Below are 505 nucleotides of genomic sequence, written 5' to 3' on the forward strand. Positions count from 1 at the left end.
GTGCGGTAGAGGCGGCTGCCGGGTGTGGTGGCGTACGGGTCGGGCAGGAACCGCTCCGCCGTCTGCCCCGGACGGCCGAGGTATCCCCGGGCCAGTCCGTCGCCGGCGATGCAGAGTTCGCCGGGCGCGCCGGGCGGCACCAGGCGCAGCTCGGCGTCGAGGAGGAGGACGCGGGCGCCGTCGATCGGGGTGCCGAGGTCGGGCCGGTGGACCCCGTCGGGGCTGACGGGCCCGGCGGTGGCGACGACGGCGGCCTCGGTGGGCCCGTAGTGGTTGACCAGGGCGTAGGGGGTGCGCGCGGAAGGCCGGGTGGTGAGGGCGTCCCCACCCGTGAGCAGCGTGCGCAGGGCGCTGGTGGACGGCGTGGGCAGTCGGAGGATGGCTTCGGCGATGGGCGTGGGGACGAAGGCCACGGTGAGGCCCTGCCGGTGCATCCAGTCGTGCAGCGCGGTGGGGTCGAGGCGGTGCGCGGGGTCGGCGATGTGCAGGGTGGCGCCGCTGACCA

At 76.4% G+C, this 505-nt stretch carries 1 protein-coding gene; it reads right to left on the reverse strand.

Going from position 1 to position 505, the window contains the following annotated elements:
- The coding region (locus tag ACFHW0_RS31765) for an AMP-binding protein (protein WP_416613316.1) at nt 1-505 on the reverse strand (505 nt) is incomplete at both ends.

The organism is Micromonospora sp. LOL_025, assembly GCF_048060285.1.
Taxonomy (GTDB): Bacteria; Actinomycetota; Actinomycetes; order Mycobacteriales; family Micromonosporaceae; genus Micromonospora.